Genomic DNA, 20,036 nt, shown 5'->3' on the forward strand with positions numbered 1-20,036 from the left:
GCAAATGGGCAAAAATCCGCCTATTTCAGAGCCTTGAAACGGACAGTTTAAGCGCCTTCCGCAAGGGGCCAGTAAAAATCGGGCGGAATACCTGCTTCTGCACGTTTTTCTTCGTTGAAGGGCGGTTTGAGATTCCCATGGAAATATTTGCGGACAAGGGCGTGGAATGTGGGTGTTGGGTCCAACTCATCACGTCCGCATAGATAATGGAACCATTTGGAACCATAGGCCACGTGGTGGACTTCCTCGGCATAAATAATTTCTAGGGCTTCTACCGCTTGAGTGGCCTTGGCCTGTTTGAAAACCTTGATCATTCCCGGGGTTACATCAAGGCCACGGGCTTCGAGAACCATGGGCACCACTGCAAGACGACCCATGAAATCATCCGCAGTGTCTTCAGCGGCGCGCCACATGCCCGCATGGGCAGGCAAGGCACCATAAAAACTACCCTCAGCCTCAAGACAATCACACATCAGATTGAAATGTTTGGATTCTTCGTCAGCTGACTTTACCCAATCGTCGTAATACCCGATGGGCATTTTGATGTGTGAAAACCGCGCGATGATGTCCCAATGGAGGTCAACGGCGTTGAGTTCGATGTGGGCGACGGCATGCAGCAGCGCGATACGTCCCTCAGGTGTGCCCGGACGGCGGCGCGGCACATCACGCGGGCTCAGCAGTTCAGGTTTATCTGGTCGAGACGGGTGCATCGGCGGGGTGGCTGTACCGATTTCGGGAACAGACCCATCTTCGCGTGCAGCACGCCACTGCGCAGCAAACCCGCGCGAGACTTCGGTCTTTTCCCGCCCATCTGCAGTGCGCAGAACCGTCTCGGCCATTTGCGCCAGCGGCATCATAATGCGCGTACCGCCTCTAACACTTCTTCTACATGACCGGGAACCTTAACCTTACGCCAAATCTGGGCAATGTTTCCTTTTGCATCAATCAAATAGGTCGCACGCTCGATGCCCATTGATTTTTTGCCGTACATGTTCTTCTCAACCCACACGCCATAATTTTCGGTGACTTCGCCCTCAACGTCAGACAGCAGCGGAACGGTCAAATCATGTTTGGTCGCGAATTTGTCATGCTTTGCCATCGTGTCGCGTGACAGGCCAAACACCTTTGCGCCTGCCGCCACAAATGCGGCTAGGTGTTCGGAAAATCCGATGCTTTCTTTTGTGCATCCCGGCGTGTCATCGCGTGGATAAAAGAACAGGACAACGGGCGTGCCTTGCAGTGCGCTCAGCGTTATATCGCCACCGCCGGTGACGGGCAGGGTAAAGTCTGGTGCGGGGGATGATATTTCTGGCATATGAAAACTCTTTGTTGTGAAGGGCGTGGCCTTGGAGCGCGCGCGTACCTCTGTCATAGTAGCGCTGCGGGCGAAAAGTCCAACCCGAACCGCGCGTGATGTAACACCCTTTACCAGTGACCGGAACCTAATGGCCGAAACCACCCCGCCGCCGCCACTTAACGCTCCCCGCCGCAAACGTGGCTGGCTGTTGTTGCTGTTGGGGCTGTTCAATGCGGTGTGGTCGCTGTTGGTTTTGATCGTCGTGATCGCAGTTGGCGCGGTGTATTTCTTTTATGATCGCCCTGTTGTGGTGCCTGCATGGGTCGAGACGCGAATCCAAGAACGTCTGATCACGGAATTTCCGGATGCCAAAATCTCTTTTGGTGAACTGCGTCTTTTGATGGAAGAGGGCTGGCGTCCACGGGTTCGCCTGCGTGATGTTGCCGTCTCGACACCTCAGGGCCGCGAATTGATCCGCTTTTCAGAGGCGCGCGTACGATTTTCCATGCCCGCCCTGCGCAAAGGAAAAATTCAGCCTGCCGAGGTAACGCTGCGCGGTGTATTTGCGACTGTGGTTCGTGAAACCGATGGGACACTCGCCTTAGAAACCAGCATTACAGGTATGGGCCCTCAGCCCAAGCAGGCGACAAACCTAGGAGGGCTGGTAAACCAGATCGATGATGTGTTGCAGCAACCGGGGCTTAGCGCGCTCATCAACGCCGAGCTGCACGATTTGACGCTGCAATTCATCGATCGCCGTGCGGAGCGGGCATTTACCTTGGATGGCGGGCGCCTGATTGCTGAGCGCAAAGATGGCGCTTTGGTTGTGAGTGCTGATTTAGCGCTGCTAGGGGACGGGGCAGGTGTGACAACCTTGTCGGCAAATTACACCAGCCCAATCGGGAAATCTGAGGCGCAGTTTGGCGTAAGCATCGATGATGTTTCTGCTGCCGATATCGCGACCCAAAGCCCTGCATTTGCTTGGCTTGGCGCGCTGAGGGCGCCCATTTCCGGAGCCGTCCGATCAGGGGTGCGCGCGGATGGTACACTGGCACCTCTTAGTGCCACATTGCAAATCGGGGCAGGTGTGGTCCAACCAAACGACGGGACGCTACCCATCCCGTTTGATGAAGCGCGCAGTTACTTTTCTTATGATGCAGCCGAGGGCCTGCTGCAGTTTGACGAGCTGTCAGTAAACAGCAAATGGGTAACGGCTCGCGCAAACGGAACCGCCACGTTAACGGGGTTACGAACAGGCGGGCTCGAGGATTTGGTTGGCCAGTTCTCGGTGACCCATCTGCGGGCTAACCCGAAGGGTTTTTTTCCAGAGCCCGTTGAACTCGAAGGCGCAGAAATCGATTTCAAATTGCAAACAGCGCCGTTCAAGTTGGATATTGGTCGGCTAGATATTTTTGACAAAGGCCAGACACGGCATGCCTTCGGCACGCTCATGGCAGATCCAAAGGGGTGGGCGCTGGCGTTGGACGCAAGCGCAGATACCATTACGCCGGAACGGATATTGGCGCTTTGGCCTGAAACGGTGAAACCAAAAACCCGAACTTGGCTATCTAAATATCTCATTACAGCTGACGTTAATAACGCGGATTTTGCCCTTAGGATTGAACCCAAGCAAAAACCACGCATTTTTCTAGCGTTTGATTATCAGGCGGGAGCGGTCCAATTCCTTAAAACGCTCCCGCCCATCACCCAAGCTAGCGGCCACGCAAGCCTTGTGGGGACGCGGTTTGTTGTATCCATAGATGAAGGTGTGGTTCAGGCGGGCAATGGCGGCGCGGTACAGGTTGAACGCTCGTCGTTCATTATTCCTGATGCAGGCGTCAAGGGCGGTGCACCCGCTGTCGTGCGTCTTAATGCGCGCTCTTCTGTTACCGCAGCCCTGTGGATGCTTGATCAAAAGCCCATGACTGTATTGCAGCGCACAGGATTGCCTGTTGATCTAGGAAGCGGCGAGGCTGAGATTTCGGGCACCTTGGCCTTCCCCCTCAAAAAGGGTGGGACCCCTGCGGATGTGGTTTTTGATGTCACGGGGGATCTGCTGAACCTCAGCAGTACGCGCCTGATCAAAGGGCGCAGCCTCAAATCCAATCAAATGGCAGTGGTGGCCAGCAATACAGGCGTTGAGATTTCCGGTTCAGGCACACTGGAGGGTGTCGCATTTAACGGGCGCTGGCAGCAACCCATCGGCGCCGGATCATCCAAAAGCGCCTTGCGTGGAACCGCGCGGATCACACCCCAAGCGCTGCGTGCATTTAGTGTCGCACTGCCGGATGGGATGTTTCAAGGAAGCACAAGTGCAAACGTCGGCATAGATTTTGAACGCGGATCATCCCCGCGCATGACACTTAGATCGGATCTGCGCGGGGCCGCGCTGCAAATCCCGCAACTGAGCTGGAGCAAAGGCAAAAACACTAATGGTGCTCTGGATATGGCGATCCGTCTGGGCGCGCAGCCGGAAGTGACCAGCATTTCACTGCGGGGTGCAGGCCTTGCGGCAAAAGGGAATATTACGCTGGCAAAAGGCGGCGGCCTTGGCGTGATGGAACTGGAGGAACTCAAGGTCAACAATTGGCTTGATGTGCGCGCCGCACTTGTTGGGCAAGGCGCAGGCCGTGCGCCTGAGGTTGTAGTGCGCGGCGGAAACCTGGATATGCGCAAGGTCGAATTTGGCGGCTCAGGGAGCAGTAGCAGTGGGGCCAGTGCGGCTGCCGCACCCCCCATGCGCGTGGTCCTCGATCGCTTGCAAGTCACCGACACCATTTGGCTGCAAGGGCTGGCAGGTACATTCAAAACAACGGGTGGCCTTGATGGGCCTTTTGAAGCGCGGATTAACGGTGGCACGGGCATCTCTGGTCGCATTGTTCCGCAAAACGGGCGCACGGCCGTGCGTATAACCTCGGCGGATGCGGGCGGCGTGCTGCGCTCGGCGGGTGTTTTGCAGCAAGCTGTCGGTGGCTCGATGGAGTTGGCGTTACTTCCTGTGGGCAAAGGTGGCGCGTTTGACGGGCAGCTCAAAGTAGAGGGGATTTCGATCAAAGACGCCCCATCGATGGCCGCTTTGGTTAATTCCCTGTCGGTGGTTGGGTTAGTCAATGAAATGAACGGAGACGGCATCTATTTTGATGAGGTGGAGGCAGAGTTTCGTCTGACACCGGGGCGCATGACCCTCAGCCGTGGCAGCGCGGTGGGCGCGTCATTAGGGCTGTCCGTGGACGGTGTCTATGCAACCGATACGGGCCAGATTGCAATGCAGGGGGTGGTCACACCTGTTTACCTGCTCAATGGTATTGGCTCAGTGCTGACGCGCAAAGGGGAGGGGCTGTTAGGGTTTAATTACCGCCTCACCGGCGAGGCGAAAAAACCCAAAGTATCGGTTAACCCGTTATCCGTTCTGGCCCCGGGGGCGTTGCGCAATGTTTTCCGCGGCCCCAAGACCGAACTGCCGACAATAGAGGGCGAACAGGCGCCAATTCCTGAAGCACCTAGAAAAACGCGCGTTGATCCTACCTACGAAGGTCGTTAGGGGCATGGCCATGAAACTAAGTGATTTTGATTTTGAACTACCAGATGAGTTGATTGCCGTGCGCCCTGCGCAGCCGCGATCCTCTGCGCGCTTGTTGGTTGCAGATGCTGGTGTCATCCATGACCAGCATGTCCATGATTTAGTGAACTGGCTGCGCGCCGGTGATCGCCTTGTTCTGAATGACACACGGGTTATTCCGGCGCGCCTATCGGGCTTGCGCCATCGCCAAACAGGCCAAGGCCCTGTTGCGGCCAAGATCGAAGCAACTCTGCTGGAGCCCCAAGCCGAAGCTGGCGTCTGGACCGCCTTGATGAAACCGCTCAAGAAATTGAAAGTTGGCGAAGAGGTTGTCTTTTCCGATGATCTGCATGCCACGTTTGTGGGCATTGAAGAAGGTCTCGCGTTTCTGCGGTTCAATGTGACTGGCGATGATTTTGACGCCGCCCTTAATGCGGCGGGCGCTATGCCATTGCCGCCCTATATCGCAGCAAAACGCGCAGCGGATGCACAGGATAAAACTGATTACCAAACGGTCTGGGCCAAAACCGCTGGAGCTGTTGCTGCGCCCACGGCCTCATTGCATTTCGACACCGCACTGTTGGAAGAACTGCGCACTCTTGGTGTGGAGTTCAGCTATGTCACCCTTCACGTGGGTGCGGGAACGTTCTTGCCTGTAAAGGTAGACGATATTTCTGATCACAAGATGCACTCGGAATGGGGGCAGGTCAGCGCGCAAGCAGCCGCTGAGATATCAGCCACCAAAGCAGCGGGCGGTCGTGTAATCCCTGTTGGCACCACGGCATTACGTCTGATCGAAACCGCAGGGCAGGGTGGCGCCATCGCGCCGTGGGAGGGTGACACAGACATCTTCATCACACCCGGTTTTACGTTTAATGTAGCCGACGCGTTGATGACAAATTTCCACCTGCCGCGTTCAACTTTGATGATGTTGGTCTCTGCCCTGATAGGCCAACAGACGATCCGCGAAATTTATTCTCATGCGTTGAGCAGTAACTATCGTTTCTTCTCTTACGGAGATGCATCGCTGCTGATACCGCCACGCAAAAGCGACTAGACTGAGTCGCAAGTAAGCCCGACTCAGCTGCTATGATGGCGCTAAGGGTAATGTGACGTTAGTAGGAGCAGCACGATGTTTCAGGTCCTTTCCAGCGCTTGGGCGCTCTTGTTTGGTATGTGTCTTTTGATGGTCGGTAACGGCATGCAAGGCACATTGCTGGGTATCCGTGGTGAGATTGAAGGTTTTGATACCTTCATGATGTCTATTGTTATGTCCGCCTATTTTGTGGGTTTCCTTGGCGGTTCCCGCCTTGCGCCGCGCATGATCCGGCGTGTTGGACACGTGCGCGTTTTTGCGGCTTTGGCCTCGGCGATTTCTGCCGTGATGATCATCTATCCTACATTCCCCAATATTGCCGTTTGGGCGTTGGGGCGTGTCCTGATCGGTTTTTGCTTTTCAGCGGTGTATGTGACAGCTGAAAGCTGGCTCAACAATGCGGCGGATAACTCGAATCGCGGCAAAGCGCTTTCTCTTTATATGATCGTGCAAACGCTGGGCATCGTTGCATCCCAAGCATTGCTGCTGACTGCCGATCCAAGCGGGTTTATCCTGTTTGTGATCCCGTCCGTTTTGGTGAGCCTTGCTATCACACCCATTCTGTTGTCGATCAGCCCGACACCTGCATTTGAAACGACGAAACCCATGAGCCTCAAGGAACTAATGGGCTTTTCGCCGCTGGGCTGCGTGGGCATGTTCATCTTGGGCGGTATTTTCTCGGCGCAGTTCGGGATGTCATCGGTTTATGGTGCAGAGGCAGGGCTGACGGTGCCGCAGATTTCGACCTTTGTTGCGACCTTCTTTATTGGCGCTGTCGTACTTCAGTTTCCCATTGGTTGGATTTCAGACCGGATGGACCGACGTTTCCTTGTCATTATCGTGTCTGTGATCGGTGGGGCGGGCTCTATCATGGGGATGTTGCTGGGCGACGTGTTTGGCTTGTTGCTGATTTCGGCCTTTGTGGTGGGGGGGATGGCGAACCCGCTCTATTCGCTGCTGATCGCACACACCAATGATTTTCTTGAGCACGACGACATGGCAGCGGCGTCTGGTGGGCTGATCTTTATCAACGGACTTGGTGCTATTTTGGGGCCGATGATCACGGGTTGGATGATGGGAACCTCCCTAGGCCCGGGCGGTTTTTACCTATTCACAGCAATCCTGTTTGGCGCAATGATCCTCTATGCGGGCTATCGTTCCACTGTACGTGCTACGTTGCCATCCGAAGAAACAGGTTCGTTTGTGCCAATGCCGCCGACTGCAACAACCGTTGCTGTTGAATTCGCGCAAGAATACGCAATCGAAGAAGAAGTGGCAGCAGAAGAAGCAGCTGAAGAGGCTGCGGAGGAAGCCGCCGAAGAGCTTGAAGGCTCAACTGATGAGGGAAAGGCCTAATAATATCTCAAATTTGGCCCTTCCTGTTACCTAAAGGAAACATGCTAGACCCTGATTTTTATGGTTGCGCTAAATGTGACGCTTTTGTTGCAAAATGTGTGTTTCATAAATTGATAACCTGTCTTTAATGGAACAGGAGACGCACTTTGCGTGAAGAGGAGAAGGCGATGATAGGTCCTGAGAAAATACTCGAGTTTTGGCTCGACCGTGTTGGACCAAGCGGCTGGTATGCTGTTGATGATGCAGTCGATACGGAGATCCGTGAGACGTTTATGTCGACATGGGAGACGATCCGGGATGGCGGCCTTAGTATGTGGCTTACGTATCCCTCCGGCGCATTGGCCTATCTGATTGTTGCTGATCAATTTGCGCGCAACATGTTCCGCAATTCAGGTGATGCATTTGCCCTTGATCCAATTGCAGTTGCTGCCGCGAAAAGCGCGATCTGCAAAGGCTGGGATATGAAAATAGACCCACCTGCGCGCCAATTCTTTTACCTGCCGCTTATGCATTCCGAAAGCCTATGCGATCAGGACCGCTGTATCCGCCTCATGGTTGAGCGGTTGCCGTCATCCAGCAATTTGATCCACGCCCAAGCGCACCGCGAAGTTATTCGCCAGTTCGGCCGCTTTCCGTATCGCAACGCCGCCCTTGGCCGGACCGATACACGTAGTGAAATCGCCTATGTCGCCCAAGGTGGATATGGTCAAACCCTACGCAATTTGCAGGCCGCTGACATCGCCGCCTAATTGCTAAGGTCCTGTAATGAACAAAGCCCGTAAACGCTCCGTGCGCTTGCGGGCTTTTGCATAGCTGCCTTGCAGCCCTCGCCATTGCTGAGCAGAATGATATAGTTTAGTGGTGAACTATATTTTCAAGCGACAGATACGAGGTGCCTCATGGCCGATACATCCTATGATTTGATTGTAATTGGCGCAGGGCCAGGTGGCTATGTGGCCGCCATCCGTGGTGCGCAACTGGGCATGAAGGTGTGCATTGTTGAGCGCGAGAACCTCGGCGGTATCTGCTTGAACTGGGGCTGTATTCCTACCAAAGCCTTGCTGCGCTCATCAGAGGTATTTCATCTGATGCACCGCGCCAAAGAATTCGGCCTGAAGGCAGATGGCATCAGCTATGATCTGGATGCGGTTGTCAGCCGTTCCCGCAAGGTGGCGGGCCAGCTGTCAGGTGGCATTGGCCATCTGATGAAAAAGAACAAAATCACCGTTGTGATGGGCGAGGCCACGATCCCGTCCAAAGGTAAGGTGAGCGTTAAGACCAAAAAAGGCACCGAAAACCTGACCGCCAAAAACATCGTTCTGGCCACAGGCGCACGTGCGCGCGAATTGCCGGGCCTCGAAGCGGACGGCAAACTGGTCTGGACCTACCGCCACGCATTGCAGCCCCCGCATATGCCCAAAAAACTGTTGGTCATTGGATCTGGCGCAATTGGCATCGAATTTGCCAGTTTCTATAACACGCTCGGCGCTGACACGACCGTGGTTGAGGTCATGGACCGCGTCTTGCCTGTTGAAGACGCAGAAATTTCGGCTTTCGCCAAAAAAGCGTTTCAAAAACAAGGCATGAAGATCATGCAAAAGGCGATGGTCAAAAAGCTGGACCGCGCCGGTGACAAAGTAACGGCCCATATCGAAGTCGGCGGTAAGGTCGAAACTCATGAATTTGACACCGTCATCAGCGCGGTAGGGATTGTCGGTAACGTCGAAAACCTGGGCCTTGAAGAACTGGGTGTGAAAATTGACCGCACACACGTTGTAACGGATGAATACTGCCGCACAGGTATCGACGGGCTGTATGCCATTGGTGATATCGCTGGTGCACCTTGGTTGGCGCATAAGGCCTCTCACGAGGGTGTCATGGTTGCCGAACTGATTGCAGGCAATCACGCGCATCCGGTCAAACCAGAAAGCATCGCTGGCTGCACCTATTGCAATCCGCAGGTTGCCTCAGTTGGATATACGGAAGCCAAAGCAAAAGAACTGGGTTACGAGATCAAAGTGGGCCGCTTCCCGTTCATCGGTAACGGCAAGGCCATCGCATTGGGCGAAGAAAACGGCATGATCAAAACCATCTTTGACGCTAAAACAGGTGAGCTGTTGGGCGCGCATATGATTGGTGCTGAAGTAACCGAACTGATCCAAGGTTATGTTATTGGCCGCCAGTTGGAAACAACCGAAGAAGACCTGATGAACACTGTCTTCCCGCACCCCACGTTGTCAGAAATGATGCATGAGGCAGTGCTGGACGCTTACGGTAAAGTCATCCACATGTAAGGTTTCGCGCCCGCAGTCGCCACTTTACGGCATGTGCGGGCGCTGACATACAGAACCCTATGAACAGTTTGAGTCGTGTACAGATCTTTTTGGTTTGAAACAGGGCATCTGCTCGGCCCCGCGTTTGGCCGTAAAGATAGTTAAACACCATAGGTTTTACCCAGACATGCCAACACGCGCATGCTCCAAGACAGAGTACTGCTGATGATTGGTTCATGGCCATTGATGTTGGCGCTATGGGGCGCAGGGCTGGGCGCGGCCATGCAATATGCAAAAATTTCGGTCATCTATGATTTGCTTGGCACGGTGTACCCTGAGGGCGGCGCGGCGTTGGGCTGGCTGGTGTCGGCAATCGGCGGCGTCGGTGTTTTGCTTGGCGTTGTTGCCGCCATGTTAGTGGCGCGCATTCGCTATCGACGGGCATTACTGGTGGCGCTGTGGTTGGGCGCGCTTGTGTCTTTGGGCCAAGCGTTGTTGCCGCCACTGCCCGCTATGCTGGCGCTTCGGCTGGTCGAAGGGATTTCCCACCTCGCCATTGTTGTCGCAGCCCCAACATTGATCGCACAGATCGCAACCAACCAGCAACGTGGGCTGGCGCTGACGCTTTGGGGGACGTTTTTTGGCGTGGCGTTTGCCGTTATGGCATGGTTCGGCCGGCCCTTGGCGATCCACGTCGGCATTCCTGCACTTTTTGCAGCCCACGCGGTCTATATGGCGGCGTTTGCCCTATACCTAAGCCCGCGCCTCAGAACTCTTCCGCAAGAAGGCGAAGTCCCGGCATTCTCCCTGTCTTCCGTGATCGCCACGCATGCCACCATCTATAGCTCTGCACGCATTTCTGCTCCGGCATTTGGCTGGTTGTTTTATACGTTCTGCTTTGTTTCGATTTTGACTGTCCTGCCACCCTATCTTGATCCATCCATCCGAGGGTTGGTGATGGGTGCGATGCCACTCGCCAGCATTGCGGTTTCTATGACCCTTGGTGTGGCTCTGCTGCGCAAGATGCCCGCGGTGCAGGTGGTGATCGCGGGTTTTGCCGGATCGGCGCTGTGTATGGTTTGGTTGTGGTTGATGCCGGCCAATGCGGTGGCGTGTTTGGTACTGGCAGGGGCCATGGGGTTGATCCAAGGGGCCAGCTTTGCGTCAGTCCCTCAGTTGAACCAAACTGCGCGCACCCAGACACAGGCCAATGGCGCGATGGCGCAGATGGGTAATCTGGGAAACTCGCTTGGGACTCCCATGATGGCAATGGCGCTGGCGGGGTGGGGCTATATCAGCTTACCGATCCTTGCGGGAGTTGCCTTTTTGTGTGGTTTAGTCTTGCACATCTTCCTCGCTGGTCTGCGCAGAAATATATGATGTTTACTGTTTGTTCGCATTTTGCCATTGGAGAATCCCGCAGCGCGCCCTATATCCGTTAAGAACCACGGGGGTGCCGCTATGGCTGAGCTAAAGAACATCGAAGTGCGCGGCGCGCGCGAGCATAATCTCAAGAACATTGACGTGGATATTCCGCGTGACCAGTTGGTGGTGATTACGGGGCTGTCTGGCTCTGGAAAGTCCTCACTTGCGTTTGACACAATCTACGCCGAAGGGCAGCGTCGCTATGTCGAAAGCCTAAGCGCTTATGCGCGCCAATTCCTTGATATGATGCAGAAACCGGATGTTGATCACATCTCCGGTCTTAGCCCTGCCATCTCGATTGAGCAAAAAACCACCTCAAAAAATCCACGCTCGACGGTGGGCACCGTGACAGAGATTTACGATTACATGCGCCTGTTGTTTGCGCGTGTTGGCACACCCTATTCGCCCACCACAGGCAAGCCTATCGATGCCCAACAGGTGCAGGATATGGTTGACCGGATCATGGCGATGCAAGACGGCACACGCGCCTATCTGCTGGCCCCAATTGTGCGCGACCGTAAAGGCGAGTACCGCAAAGAATTCTTAGAACTGCGCAAAACCGGATTTCAGCGCGTCAAAGTCAACGGTGAGTTCTATGAGCTGGACGAGCCGCCGACGCTGGACAAGAAATTCCGCCATGACATCGATGTAGTTGTGGACCGCATTGTGGTGCGTGAAGGGCTGGAAACGCGGCTGGCCGACAGCCTGCGCACCGCTCTTGATCTGGCAGATGGCATCGCGATCCTAGAAACCGCGCCTAGCGAGGGGGAGCCGGAGCGCTTCACCTTTTCTGAAAAATTCGCCTGTCCTGTCAGTGGCTTCACCATCCCCGAGATCGAGCCGCGTTTGTTCTCGTTCAACGCGCCATTCGGTGCATGCCCCTCCTGTGACGGCTTGGGCAAAGAGCTGTTCTTTGACGAACGCCTTGTGGTGCCGGACCAGAACCTAAAAATATATGACGGCGCGTTGGCACCGTGGCGTAAAGGCAAAAGCCCGTATTTCAAACAAACCATTGAGGCGATCGCAAAGCACTACGACTTTAGCCAAAGCGCCAAATGGAAAGACATCGATCCGAAAATCCAGAAGGTATTTCTACACGGTTCTGGCAAGGAAGAAATCCAGTTCCGCTATGACGAAGGCGGGCGGGTTTACGAAGTTAGCCGCGTGTTTGAGGGCGTCATTCCCAACATGGAACGCCGCTACCGCGAAACGGACAGCAACTGGGTCCGTGAAGAATTTGAGCGTTACCAGAACAACCGCCATTGTGGCGCCTGTGAAGGTTTCCGCCTGCGCCCCGAAGCATTGGCCGTAAAGATTGGTCCAGCAGGTGGTGGGAAGGACGAATTGCTGCACGCAGGGCATGTTGTGCAGATGTCGATCCGTGAGGCGCTTGCGTGGTGTATCTCGGTTCCAGACTCGTTGAGTGTTCAGAAAAACGCTATCGCTAAGGCAATCTTGAAGGAAATACATGAGCGTCTTGGATTCTTAAATAATGTTGGATTAGAGTATCTTACGCTCGCACGTTCAAGCGGTACGTTAAGTGGCGGCGAAAGCCAGCGCATCCGCCTTGCCTCCCAAATTGGGTCTGGCCTGACGGGCGTGCTCTATGTCCTTGATGAGCCGTCAATTGGCCTGCATCAACGTGACAATGACCGCTTGCTATTGACCCTCAAAAACCTGCGGGATCAGGGCAATACCGTGATCGTGGTTGAACATGACGAGGAAGCCATTCGCGAAGCGGACTATGTGTTCGATATCGGACCGGGTGCCGGTGTTCATGGTGGTCAGGTTGTCAGCCACGGCACACCTGAACAGGTTGCCGCTGATCCAAATTCGGTGACGGGCCAGTATCTGACGGGGGCCCGCAAAATCGAGGTGCCTGCCACACGCCGCAAGGGCAATAAAAAGAAGGTTCAGGTGGTGAAAGCCACAGGGAACAATCTGCAAAGCATCACTGTTGATTTCCCACTGGGTCAGTTTGTCTGCGTTACAGGTGTTTCAGGCGGGGGTAAATCGACCCTGACAATTGAAACACTGTTCAAAACCGCCTCGATGAACCTCAATGGCGCACGCCAAACCCCAGCGCCCTGTGAGACAATCAAGGGTCTTGAGCATCTGGACAAGGTCATCGACATTGACCAACGCCCGATTGGCCGCACGCCGCGCTCTAACCCTGCGACCTACACAGGGGCATTCACCCCCATTCGCGATTGGTTTGCGAACCTGCCAGAGTCCAAGGCACGCGGTTACAAACCCGGTCGCTTTTCATTCAACGTCAAGGGCGGTCGCTGTGAAGCGTGCCAAGGCGACGGTGTGATCAAGATCGAGATGCACTTCCTGCCGGATGTTTATGTGGAATGTGAGACCTGCAAAGGCGCACGCTACAATCGTGAAACGCTTGAGATCAAGTTCAAGGGCAAAAGCATCGCTGATGTCTTGGATATGACGGTTGAGGACGCGCAGACTTTCTTTACTGCCGTGCCAACCATCCGTGAAAAGATGGACGCGCTGATGCGGGTTGGCCTTGGCTACATCAAGGTTGGCCAGCAGGCGACAACCCTGTCTGGTGGTGAAGCCCAACGGGTCAAACTCAGCAAAGAGCTCAGCAAACGTTCCACAGGCCGTACGCTGTATATTCTGGATGAACCGACAACTGGTTTGCACTTTGAAGATGTGCGCAAGCTATTGGAAGTCCTGCATGAACTGGTTGATCAGGGGAACTCGGTTGTCGTGATTGAGCACAACCTTGATGTGGTTAAAACGGCAGATTACATCATCGACATTGGCCCAGAGGGCGGTGATGGCGGCGGCCAGGTTGTGGCCAAAGGCACGCCAGAACAAGTGGCCGAAGTACCTGAAAGCTACACTGGTAAATACCTCAAACCGATGCTTGAGGCGCGCGAAGTTGCCGCTGCTGAGTAACTAGGGCGCATTCAGACATAGATCGAGGAGATGGGTGAATTCATCTGCGCTCAGGCTGTCAAAACGGCCTGAGAGGTCCTCAATCTCGTTTGCGCGCGCGCGTCCCAGCACCGGATCGCTAAACAGGTGGAACTTGTCTGAAATCTCGGCGTCACTTAGCGGCATGTCGCGGTCACCGCGCGGTGAGCGTGGATCACTGGTGAATGCGCGCCCGTCATGGCAGTGGATTGTGACATCGGCCCACCGTTTGCCCACGGAAATTTTGGTATAATGGTCGTCATCAATCAACCGGATCGCTTGGCTTATCCGTAGGATTTCAGGGTCGGTTAGGGTTTCTGGCTGCAACTCAGTTGCGCCAATTTCGCCGCGCACAATCATGCAGGCGACGGGAAAGGCGATGGAATAGCTGAATTCATCCAAAGTCTTAGGCGTGTGACCTGCCAAACGCGTGGCCATGTGAAAGGTCTTGATGTCCACGCTAGCGACGTCAGTTGAGCTGAGGCCGTTGTTCGCCATCAGCTCAGAGGCTGCATCAATTGACGGGTGCGCCCAACGACAACACGGGTAGGGCTTGTAACTGGTGTCCTCAACCGTGCGCCAAGCATCCCCCAAATCCGTCCAGAATTCAGGCGCTTCCTCACAGGTCAGCGCAGGTGCGCCTGTAAACCCTTCGCGCGCCAGATAGGCCGCAGTAAGGCCAGAAGGCGCGCCCCAGCCAACACCGTCGCGCAACATGGTAGGATGATCAATGCAGCGCATCATTTGGCTGCGCGGCCCGTGGAATTCGCCAATACCAGCCGCATGACGGATTTCGGCGCAGCTTAGCCCTAATGCCCGTGCAATGGCGGCTGCTACGCCCGTTGAAGTCCAAGAACCGGAGGTGTGATAATCTGGGCAGGTCGCATGCTGCGCAAGGCCGGCGCGATAGCTGACTTCATACGCGACAGCCAGCCAGACTGCGAATTCAGCGCCCGTTACAGGACGATCAAGCGCATCCGCAACGGCCAGCAGAGCAGGAAATACCGCCGATCCCGCATGCCCTTTGCAGGGCGAGGTTGTGTCGTGTGCGTCCACGGCATCTACTGTAAAAGCACCCGCCATGGCAGCACCTGCAGGGCTGACCAAACCGCCATGCAGCAAGATACGCGCAGATCCAGCCCCACCCGCGCCGAACAACGCCAAGGCACCGCGTCGCGCCACATCTGCCATGTGGGTGGTAGAGGCAACCGCCGCCGTACCCATCGTATCCGTGAAGGAGCGCCGCAATGTCCACAAAAGATCCTGCGGCAGATCATCATAGCTCAGCGTGGCGGCGAATTCATCAAAGGGCAGGGGCATGGTGTTTTCCTAGGCTGGTGTATGATCAGCCTACGCACCACCCCTGCACATAAATGCCCGTTTGCGACATTAGCTGTCGCGACTGCGCGCTGCAAAACGCGGTAACATCGCAGAGAAATCGCGCCCTTTGCCACCCTCGTTGTCAACAAACTGCGCATAGAGCTGCTGCGCAAGGGCACCCATTGGCGTGTCTGCATCAACAGCCTCGGCGGCCTGCTGGCTTAGGCCTAGGTCCTTGAGCATGAGCTCAGCGGCAAAACCTGGTGTGTAATCATTGTCAGCAGGAGATTGCGGCCCAACGCCAGGGGCCGGGCAATAGGCGTTCATTGACCAGCTATAACCAGAGGATGTGCTAACCACGTCAAACATTTTTTGGCGATCAAGGCCCAGCTTGTCAGCCAAAGCAAAGGCTTCGCAGGTGGCGATCATGGTCGCGCCAAGGATCATGTTGTTACAGATTTTTGCCGCTTGGCCTGCACCTGCTTCGCCGCAATGCACAGCCTTTTGGCCCATAATATCAAACAGGGGGCTGGCAGCAGTAAAGGCCGCATCGGTTCCGCCAGTCATAAATGTCAGCGTGCCACCGGATGCGCCGCCAATGCCACCCGAGACGGGTGCATCGACAAATCCTAGCCCCATTTCAGCAGCTTGCGCCCCAACATGGCGGGCGCTGTCTACATCTACGGTCGAGCAATCTATGAGCACCGCACCAGATTTCATCGCGGGTAAAACCTGATCCGCAACTGCACGTAAAATGGCCCCATTCGGCAGCATGGTGATGATAAAATCCGCACCCGCACAGGCGTCTTGGGCGGTCTGCGCGACGTCCACGCCTTCAGCCGTTGTGCCTGCAGTGTCAAAGCCGATTACGCTGTGGCCCCCTTTTGCAAGGTTGTGCGCCATTGGCGCGCCCATGTTACCAAGGCCGATGAAACCGATCTTATAGCTCATGTGTATCTCCCGTCAGAGTGTGAGTGCATTTTCGCCCAAAGGCATCAACATCTTGGAAACTTCCATGGTAGGTACGTCTCCCTCAGTAAAGCGCCATTTTGGGCTGCGGTCTTTGTCGATGATGGCTGCGCGAATACCTTCAAGGAAATCGGCATGCTCCATTGCGCGGGCAGTAAAGCGGTATTCTAGATCAAGCGCCTTTTCGATGCTCAAAGACGTACCGCGCAATCGGTGGACTATTTCCACGGCGCAGGCCATCGAGAGCGGTGAATTGCGCCCCATCAATTTGCGTGCCGCGGCCGCAAAATCGCTTTCGTCAGTTGCAAGAAGCCGCTGGATATCGCCAAGGGCTTCACCAGCAAACAATGCGTCAATCTGGGTTTGCTGAGCGCGCAAGACACCTTCTGGTGGGGCTACGGCCACTGGATCAATCCGCCCAACATCACCAGTTTGTTCTAGCTCTGAGATGAGATCCTCCCACATTGATTGCGGGACGTAAGTATCTGCAAAACCAGCATAGATCGCGTCATCCGCATTCATGCGGCTGGCAGTTACGCCAAGGTATTCGCCAAGCCGTCCAGGGGCCAGCGCAAGCATCAAAGACCCGCCTACATCAGGAACCAGGCCAATGCCGACTTCAGGCATGGCGATTTGGCTGCTTTCCCCCACAATTCGGTGCGATCCATGGCACCCAATGCCAACGCCGCCGCCCATAGTGAAACCCTGCATGAATGAAACGACAGGTTTGGGGTAGCTGAATATCTTGTGGTTTAAGCGGTATTCGTCTGCCCAGAACTTTTGGCCATATGCGTAGTCGCCCTTTGTGCCAGTCTCGTACAACTCGGCTATGTCTCCGCCTGAGCAGAACGCGCGGTCCCCCTCGGCATCGATCACAACCAACGTTACGGCATCATCTTCGCGCCAGCTGTCCAGTGTGGCCTCAATCGCGAGACACATTTCATATGTCATTGCGTTCAGGGCCTGTGGACGGGTCAGAGTAATCCTACCTGCCTTACCCGTGATGCGGATATTGATGTCGCTCATCATAGGCTCCTTAGCGGTTTTTCAGCATGTCGCGGGAAACGATGACGCGCATGATCTCGTTTGTGCCCTCAAGGATTTGATGCACACGTAGATCGCGCACCAGCTTTTCGATGCCGTAATCCGCAAGATAACCGTAGCCGCCGTGCAGTTGCAGGCATTGATCCACAACGCGGCTGCCTGCATCGGTCACAAATTTTTTGGCCATCGCGCAGTGTTTAGTCGCGTCAGGCGCGCCATTATCCAGCTTCCATGCGGCTTGGCGCAGGAATACCCGTGCAGCTTGCAGCTCGATCTCCATATCCGCGAGGCGGAATTGCAGACCTTGGAATTGATCAATAGATTTACCAAAGGCTTTGCGCTCACCCATGTAGTCCAGTGTTTTGGTTAGTGCGGTCTGCGCAGCACCCAGCGAGCAGGCGGAAATGTTCAAACGACCGCCATCAAGACCCATCATCGCGTATTTAAAGCCATTGCCTTCTTCGCCGACCAAATTGCCGGCTGGAATGTTACAATCGTCAAACTGCACTTGGGCGGTTGGCTGACTGCGCCACCCCATTTTATCTTCTAATGCGCCAAAGCTAAGGCCTTCTGATCCGTCCTCAACGTAAACAGTTGAGACACCACCAGCGCCGTCTTCGCCTGTGCGGACCATACAAACATAGGCGTCTGAATAGCCGCCGCCAGAAATGAACGCTTTGGTGCCGTTGATCTGGTAACCCTCATTTGTGCGCTCTGCGCGGGTCTTGAGGGCTGCCGCGTCTGATCCCGAACCCGGTTCGGTCAGGCAATAGCTGAGGACTGTGTTCATCGACAAAATGTCAGGCATGATCCGTGCCTTCAGTTCGTCCGATGCAAAGCTATCAAGCATCTTTGCGCACATGTTGTGAATGGATAGGAAGGCCGCCACAGAGGGGCAGGACATGGACAGGGCCTCGAACACCAGTGTTGCGTCCAGACGTGACAGCCCAGAGCCGCCGCCGTCTTCTGAGACATACAGCCCCCCAAAACCAAGCTCGGCGATCTGCGGCCAAAGTTCTTTTGGGATTGTTTCGGCTTTTTCCCATGCTTGTGCATTGGGTGCGATATGTTCCTGCCCAAAGGCATAGGCCATATCGAAAATGGCTGTTTGTTCTTCGCTTAGTGCAAAATCCATGTCGTTCTCCCGCGGAATATACCCGCACGGTAAATTGAAATTCTTGCGAGAGTTTTGCAAGGGCGCGCAGTGTGCGCGCCCTTGGCCGGATTATTCCATGATTGGAATGGAGAATTCGCCGCCTTCTTTGATGCCTGATGGCCAGCGTGCAGTCACTGTTTTGGTGCGTGTGTAGAATTTGAACGCATCAGGACCGTGTTGGTTGAGGTCACCAAAGACAGATTTTTTCCAGCCGCCAAAGGTGTGATAGGCAAGTGGCACAGGGATTGGCACGTTGATACCGATCATGCCGACGTTGATGCGGTTTGCGAAATCGCGTGCTGCATCGCCGTCACGGGTAAAGATCGCTGTCCCGTTGCCGTATTCGTGGTCCATCGCCAGACCCAGCGCTTCTTCGTAGGTTTGGGCGCGCACACAGGTCAGGACCGGGCCAAAGATCTCTTTTTGGTAAATGTCCATGTCTTTGGTGGCGTGGTCAAAGAGGTGTGGACCAACGAAAAAGCCGTCTTCGTAACCCTGCAATTTGAAATCACGACCATCCACAACCAGTTTGGCACCTTGGTCGATACCAGTCTGGACCAGACGTTCGATGTTGGCTTTTGCTGCTGCGGTTACAACAGGGCCGTAATCTACGTCTTTACCTGAGGTATAAGGGCCAACCTTCAGCTTTTCGATGCGTGGGATCAACTCGTCCATCAGACGATCAGCTGTGTCATCGCCAACAGGAACAGCAACCGAAATCGCCATGCAGCGTTCGCCTGCCGCACCGTAGCCCGCACCAATCAGCGCATCAGCAGCCTGTGCCATATCGGCGTCTGGCATGATGATCATGTGGTTTTTCGCGCCGCCAAAGCACTGGACGCGTTTGCCCTGTGCACAGCCGGTGCCGTAGATGTATTCAGCAATTGGTGTTGAACCAACAAAGCCAACGGATTGGATCACATCGTTATACAGGATCGCATCAACGGCTTCTTTGTCGCCGTTCACAACCTGAAGGATGCCTTTTGGCAGGCCTGCTTCTTCGGCGATTTCGGCCAGCATAAGTGGCACAGACGGGTCACGCTCGGATGGTTTCAGGATAAATGCGTTGCCACATGCGATGGCAGGGGCAAACATCCACATCGGGATCATCGCAGGGAAGTTGAACGGCGTGATACCAGCCGTAACACCCAATGCCTGACGCATGGAGTACATGTCGATGCCAGGGCCAGCTGAGTCGGTGTATTCGCCTTTCAACAACTGTGGCGCGCCGATGCAGTATTCAACCACTTCAAGGCCGCGCTGAACGTCGCCTGCTGCGTCTGGCAGGGTTTTGCCATGCTCGCGGCTAAGGGCCTCGGCCAGCTTGTCCATGTCGCGGTTCAGCAGATCAACCATTTTCATCAACACACGTGCGCGGCGTTGTGGGTTTGTGGCGGCCCATTTTGGCTGGGCTGCGGCGGCAAATGCCACGGCCTGTTCCAGCTCTTCTTTGTTGGCGAGTGGGCATTTGGCCTGCACTTCGCCAGTTGCGGGGTTCATCACATCCGCAAAGCGGCCTGACGTGCCTTTGACGTGTTCGCCGTTGATGTAGTGGGTAAGCTCTTGCATCGGAGATCTCCTGTTGAGTTGAGGGTACTCTA

The 20,036-nt window shown here is 55.1% G+C and carries 14 protein-coding genes; 7 read left to right on the plus strand and 7 right to left on the minus strand.

Annotated elements, in window-relative coordinates:
• Window positions 1-47 precede the first annotated feature (47 nt).
• Complete coding sequence (locus tag V7775_RS09355; RefSeq protein WP_335751617.1) at window positions 48-857, minus strand: ferritin-like domain-containing protein; 810 nt, start codon at window positions 855-857, stop codon at window positions 48-50.
• Window positions 854-1,315, minus strand: coding sequence for a peroxiredoxin (locus V7775_RS09360; RefSeq protein WP_335751618.1), 462 nt, complete (start codon window positions 1,313-1,315; stop codon window positions 854-856). Before V7775_RS09360 ends, V7775_RS09355 begins: the two co-directional genes overlap by 4 nt.
• Window positions 1,316-1,445: 130 nt before the next feature.
• On the opposite strand from V7775_RS09360, the gene V7775_RS09365 reads away from it, so the two are divergent.
• The 7 genes from V7775_RS09365 (at window position 1,446) to uvrA (ending at window position 13,928) form a co-directional block, all read left to right on the plus strand.
• On the plus strand, window positions 1,446-4,838 hold the full coding sequence (locus V7775_RS09365) for a YhdP family protein (RefSeq protein ID WP_335751619.1): 3,393 nt from the start codon (window positions 1,446-1,448) through the stop codon (window positions 4,836-4,838).
• Window positions 4,839-4,848: 10 nt separating this feature from the next.
• On the plus strand, window positions 4,849-5,913 hold the full coding sequence (gene queA, locus V7775_RS09370) for a tRNA preQ1(34) S-adenosylmethionine ribosyltransferase-isomerase QueA (RefSeq protein ID WP_335751620.1): 1,065 nt from the start codon (window positions 4,849-4,851) through the stop codon (window positions 5,911-5,913).
• 75 nt (window positions 5,914-5,988) lie between these two features.
• The gene (locus V7775_RS09375) at window positions 5,989-7,308 is read left to right on the plus strand and encodes an MFS transporter (RefSeq protein WP_335751621.1); all 1,320 of its coding nucleotides are present in this window, start codon (window positions 5,989-5,991) and stop codon (window positions 7,306-7,308) included.
• A gap of 167 nt (window positions 7,309-7,475) precedes the next feature.
• Window positions 7,476-8,057, plus strand: a complete 582-nt coding sequence (locus V7775_RS09380) for a DUF924 family protein (protein ID WP_335751622.1) — start codon at window positions 7,476-7,478, stop codon at window positions 8,055-8,057.
• Window positions 8,058-8,207: 150 nt separating this feature from the next.
• A complete protein-coding gene (lpdA, locus tag V7775_RS09385; protein ID WP_335751623.1) occupies window positions 8,208-9,602 on the plus strand; it encodes a dihydrolipoyl dehydrogenase in 1,395 nt (464 codons plus the stop codon).
• A gap of 204 nt (window positions 9,603-9,806) precedes the next feature.
• Complete coding sequence (locus tag V7775_RS09390) at window positions 9,807-10,961, plus strand: MFS transporter (protein WP_335751624.1); 1,155 nt, start codon at window positions 9,807-9,809, stop codon at window positions 10,959-10,961.
• 81 nt (window positions 10,962-11,042) lie between these two features.
• Window positions 11,043-13,928, plus strand: coding sequence for an excinuclease ABC subunit UvrA (gene uvrA / locus V7775_RS09395; RefSeq protein ID WP_335751625.1), 2,886 nt, complete (start codon window positions 11,043-11,045; stop codon window positions 13,926-13,928).
• On the opposite strand, the gene V7775_RS09400 is transcribed toward uvrA, so the two are convergent.
• From V7775_RS09400 to V7775_RS09420, 5 genes are all read right to left on the minus strand, one after another.
• A complete protein-coding gene (locus V7775_RS09400; RefSeq protein ID WP_335751626.1) occupies window positions 13,929-15,266 on the minus strand; it encodes an MmgE/PrpD family protein in 1,338 nt (445 codons plus the stop codon).
• A 69-nt stretch (window positions 15,267-15,335) separates the two neighbouring features.
• Window positions 15,336-16,217 (minus strand): 3-hydroxyisobutyrate dehydrogenase, encoded by an 882-nt coding sequence (mmsB, locus tag V7775_RS09405; RefSeq protein WP_335751627.1) that lies wholly within the window; start codon window positions 16,215-16,217, stop codon window positions 15,336-15,338.
• 12 nt (window positions 16,218-16,229) lie between these two features.
• Window positions 16,230-17,261 carry an enoyl-CoA hydratase/isomerase family protein gene (locus V7775_RS09410; RefSeq protein ID WP_335751628.1) on the minus strand — a complete coding sequence of 344 codons (1,032 nt, stop codon included), beginning with the start codon at window positions 17,259-17,261 and terminating at the stop codon, window positions 16,230-16,232.
• A 10-nt stretch (window positions 17,262-17,271) separates the two neighbouring features.
• On the minus strand, window positions 17,272-18,414 hold the full coding sequence (locus V7775_RS09415; protein WP_335751629.1) for an acyl-CoA dehydrogenase family protein: 1,143 nt from the start codon (window positions 18,412-18,414) through the stop codon (window positions 17,272-17,274).
• Window positions 18,415-18,504: 90 nt separating this feature from the next.
• Window positions 18,505-20,004 carry a CoA-acylating methylmalonate-semialdehyde dehydrogenase gene (locus tag V7775_RS09420; RefSeq protein ID WP_335751630.1) on the minus strand — a complete coding sequence of 500 codons (1,500 nt, stop codon included), beginning with the start codon at window positions 20,002-20,004 and terminating at the stop codon, window positions 18,505-18,507.
• Window positions 20,005-20,036: the final 32 nt, after the last annotated feature.

The sequence above is a fragment of the Sulfitobacter sp. genome, from assembly GCF_036960155.1.
Taxonomy (GTDB): domain Bacteria; phylum Pseudomonadota; class Alphaproteobacteria; order Rhodobacterales; family Rhodobacteraceae; genus Sulfitobacter.